The 4,348-nt window shown below is 64.3% G+C and carries 4 protein-coding genes; all 4 read left to right on the plus strand.

Annotation, left to right across the window (positions count from 1 at the left end):
- Nucleotides 1–1,055 (plus strand): glucose-6-phosphate dehydrogenase (gene zwf / locus IL54_RS07415; protein ID WP_081913025.1); only part of this gene is annotated, 1,055 nt, incomplete at its 5' end.
- Nucleotides 1,048–2,874 (plus strand): phosphogluconate dehydratase, encoded by a 1,827-nt coding sequence (gene edd / locus IL54_RS07420; protein WP_037474401.1) that lies wholly within the window; start codon nucleotides 1,048–1,050, stop codon nucleotides 2,872–2,874. The genes zwf and edd, both read left to right, overlap by 8 nt.
- Before the next feature lie 128 nt (nucleotides 2,875–3,002).
- On the plus strand, nucleotides 3,003–3,983 hold the full coding sequence (glk, locus tag IL54_RS07425) for a glucokinase (RefSeq protein WP_037474403.1): 981 nt from the start codon (nucleotides 3,003–3,005) through the stop codon (nucleotides 3,981–3,983).
- Nucleotides 3,980–4,348: 2-dehydro-3-deoxy-phosphogluconate aldolase (locus IL54_RS07430; RefSeq protein ID WP_037478061.1), on the plus strand; the 369-nt coding region annotated here is incomplete at its 3' end. The genes glk and IL54_RS07430, both read left to right, overlap by 4 nt.

The raw sequence follows: 4,348 nt of genomic DNA on the forward strand, positions 1-4,348 counted from the left end.
AGCTGACGCGGATCGCGATGGAAAAGCCGATCGGCAAGGATCTGGCCTCCTCCAAGGAGGTCAATGACGGCATCGGGGCGATGTTCGCCGAAGAGCAGATTTTCCGCGTCGACCATTATCTGGGCAAGGAAACGGTCCAGAACCTGCTGGCGCTGCGCTTCGGCAATGTCATGTTCGAGCCGCTGTGGAATGCCACCGCGATCGACCATGTCCAGATCACGGTGGGCGAGACCGTGGGGCTGGAAGGCCGCGTATCCTATTATGACGGCGTCGGCGCGCTGCGCGACATGGTGCAGAATCATATGCTGCAAATCCTGTCGATCATCGCGATGGAGCCGCCCGCCCGGATGGACCCGACCGCCGTGCGCGACGAGAAGGTGAAGGCACTACGGTCGTTGCGGCCGATGACGGCGGAAACGGTCAAGACGCATAGTGTGCGCGGCCAATATACGCCGGGCGCGGTCGGTGGCCAGATCGTAACCGGCTATGCCGACGAACTGGGCCAGCCATCGGACACCGAAACCTTCGTGGCGTTGAAGGCGCATATCGACAATTGGCGCTGGCAGGGCGTGCCCTTCTACCTGCGCACCGGCAAGCGGATGCCCGCGCGCCAGTCCGAAATCATGATCCAGTTCAAGCCGGTGCGCCACTCCATCTTCGGCCGCGACGGGCATGGGACCGGACTGGAGCCGAACACGCTGATCATCCGGTTGCAGCCGGAGGAATATATCCGCCTGCTCATCATGTCGAAGAGGCCAGGACTGGAACGGCAGGTGTTGCTGGACGAAGTGACGCTGGACGTGTCGCTGACCGCTGCCTTTGCCGGACAGCGTCGGCGCATCGCCTATGAACGGCTGATCCTGGACCTGCTGGCGGGCGATCAGACCCTGTTCGTGCGCCGCGACGAGGTGGAGGCGCAATGGACCTGGATCGATTCGATCATCGACGGGTGGAAGGAGGCAAATATGAAGCCCGCCGCCTATTCATCGGGGAACTGGGGGCCGTCATCGGCCATTGCCCTTATCGAACGTGACGGAGCAAGCTGGCATGAGTGAACTGCACCCCGTAATCGCCAAGGTGACCGAGCGCATCGTCGCGCGTAGTGCCAAGCGGCGGCGCGCCTATCTCGACCTGATCGAGCGCGGTCGCGAAGCGGGCACCAATCGCGATCAACTGTCCTGCGGCAATCTGGCCCACGGCTTTGCCGCCAGCGGCGAGGACAAGCCAGCGATCCGCACGGGCCAGGCGATGAATATCGGTATCGTCACCGCCTATAACGACATGCTCTCGGCACATCAGCCCTATGGCCGCTATCCTGAACAGATCAAGATCGCCGCGCGCGAAGTGGGTGCCACGGCGCAAGTCGCAGGCGGCGTGCCCGCCATGTGCGATGGCGTGACGCAGGGCCAGTCGGGCATGGAATTGTCGCTGTTCAGCCGCGACACCATTGCGCTGTCGACTGCCGTGTCGCTCAGCCATGCGATGTTCGAGGGCGTTGCGCTGCTCGGCATTTGCGACAAAATCGTGCCGGGGCTGTTGATGGGCGCACTGCGTTTCGGCCATCTGCCGACCATCCTCATTCCCGCCGGGCCGATGCCATCCGGCCTCGCCAACAAGGAAAAAGTCCGCATCCGGCAGCTTTATGCCGAAGGGAAAGTCGGCCGTGACGAATTGCTGGAGTCCGAAAGCGCCAGCTATCATGGCGCGGGCACCTGCACTTTCTATGGCACGGCCAACTCCAACCAGATGATGATGGAAGTGATGGGCCTGCACATGCCCTGCGCCTCCTTCGTCAATCCGGGCACGAAGCTGCGCAGCGAACTGACCCGTGCGGCCACGCATCGGCTCACCAGCATCGGGTGGGACGGCGAGGATTATCGTCCGCTGGGCCATTGCGTCGACGAGAAAGCGATCGTCAACGCCATCATCGGCCTGATGGCGACGGGCGGATCGACCAATCATGCGATCCACTTGCCCGCAATCGCGCGGGCCGCTGGCATCAGCATCGATTGGACCGATTTTGCGGAGATATCGGACGTCGTGCCGCTGCTGGCGCGGGTCTATCCCAATGGATCGGGCGATGTGAACCATTTTCATGCGGCGGGCGGCATGAGCTTCATCATCCGCGAGCTGCTCGACAATGGCCTGCTCCACCGTGACATCCTGACCGTCGCGCGCGGCGATCTGACCGATTATGGCAAGGAGCCGGTGCTGGAGGATGAAGCGCTGCAATGGCGCGACGTACCCGTATCGCGCGACGAAAATATGCTGCGGCCCGTGTCCAATCCGTTCAGCGCGGATGGCGGCATGCGCCTGCTGGCGGGCAATCTGGGCCGCTGCGTGATGAAGGTCAGCGCGGTCGATCCGGCGCTGTGGACGATCGAAGCCCCGGCCGCCGTCTTCCATACGCAGGACGACGTGCTGCGCGCGTTCAAGGCCGGCGAACTGGAGCGGGATGTCGTCGTCGTCGTCCGCTTCCAGGGGCCGAAAGCCAACGGCATGCCCGAACTGCACAAACTGACCCCGGCGCTGGGCGTGTTGCAGGATCGCGGTTTCAAGGTCGCACTGGTGACCGACGGGCGCATGTCCGGCGCGTCCGGCAAGGTGCCCGCCGCCATCCATCTGTCACCCGAAGCCCTGGGCGGTGGCGCCATCGCCAAGCTGCGCGATGGCGACATGGTGCGGGTCTGCGCGCAGCAGGGCGTGATCGAGGCGCTGGTCGATGCGGCGGAATGGGACGCGCGCGATATGCCGCCTGCCCCGCCCGCGCCCTACGATACCGGCCGGGAGCTGTTCGCCCTGTTCCGCCACCATAGCGATCTGGCGGAGCAAGGCGCGTCGCCGCTGCTCGCCGCGATGGAAACCGAGCTTTGACCCACTAACCGCCGTCATTCCCGCGAAGGCGGGAACCCATCTCCCAGCGTTGCGGCCAAGGCCAGGGCCGGAGATGAATCCCCGCTTTCGCGGGGATGACGACCAGAATATGTTTGAGGGGCCTGACCATGACCGACATCATCGCCGCCGACATTGGCGGCACCAATGCGCGCTTCGCCCGTGCATCGCTCGACGACCGCGGCGTGCCGACGCTCGGCACCGTGCGCAAATATAAGGTTGCCGACTATCCGAGCCTGCAATCCTGCTGGCAGGCTTTCGTCGATGACGAGACGGCGGCCGACCCCACGCCGCTGCCGGACGCCGCCGCCATCGCCTTTGCCACGGCGATCGGGCGCGATGTCATCAAGCTGACCAACAGCAATTGGGTGATCCGCGCCGACACGCTGGCCGAAGATCTGGGCGTGAGCCAGGTGCGGCTGGTCAATGATTTCGAGGCCGTGGCCCATGCCGTATCTCGCCTGCCCGATGAGAATCTTCCCCTGATGTTCGGCGAGGACCGGCCCTTTCCGCGCGATGGCGGGGTGACGATCCTTGGCCCCGGCACAGGCCTTGGCGTCGCAATGATCGCCTATGATGAGGGGCATCCCCATGTGATCGCGACCGAAGGCGGGCATCTCGACTTCGCGCCGCTTGATCATATGGAGGAGAAGATCCTCTCTTACCTGCGCGACAAATTCCTGCGCGTCTCGACCGAACGGATCGTGTCGGGGCCAGGCCTCAACTATATCTACAAGGCGATGGCGACGATCGGCCATGATCGTGTCATGCTGATGGAAGACCCCGAATTGTGGCAGAGCGCGCTTGATGGGACTGATCCTTTCGCCCGCGCCGCGCTTGAACGCTTTTGCCTGTGCTACGGGTCGGTCGCGGGCGACCTGGCGCTGGCGCACGGACCCCATGCCGTCGTGCTGGCAGGCGGGCTGACGCAGCGGATGCGCGACTTCCTGCCGCACAGTGGTTTCCATACCCGTTTCAAGGCCAAGGGCCGGTTCGAAAGCCTGATGGCGAGCGTGCCGATCCGCCTGGCCGTCCATGATGAAATCGGCCTGTTCGGGGCTGCCGCCGCCTTTAGGGAGATGAAGAAATGAGCAAGTTGACCGTCGAACAGGTGATGGAACTCGCCCCGGTCATTCCGGTGTTGGTGGTCGATCGGGTGGAAGATGCGCTCACCATCGCGCGCGAGCTAGTGGCGGGCGGTCTGCCCGCGCTGGAAGTGACGCTGCGCACCCCTGCTGCGCTGGATGTGATCCGCGAGATGAGCAAGGTCGAGGGTGCCGTCGTTGGCGCGGGCACGGTGCTGAACCCCGCCGACCTCGATGCCGCGATGGAAGCGGGCGCGCGCTTCATCGTTAGTCCCGGCCTCACCAAGCCCTTGGGCAAGGCAGCGATCGCGGCGAAAATCCCCTTCCTGCCCGGCACGGCAACGGCGGGCGACATCATGCGGGGGCTGGAC

Origin of the sequence: Sphingobium sp. ba1, from assembly GCF_000743655.1 — a bacterium.
GTDB lineage: Bacteria > Pseudomonadota > Alphaproteobacteria > Sphingomonadales > Sphingomonadaceae > Sphingobium.

Coding starts and splice junctions, on each gene's coding strand:
- glk (WP_037474403.1), top strand. CDS start 3,003: ATGACCGACATCATCGCCGCCGACATTGGCGGCACCAATGCGCGCTTC.
- edd (WP_037474401.1), top strand. CDS start 1,048: ATGAGTGAACTGCACCCCGTAATCGCCAAGGTGACCGAGCGCATCGTC.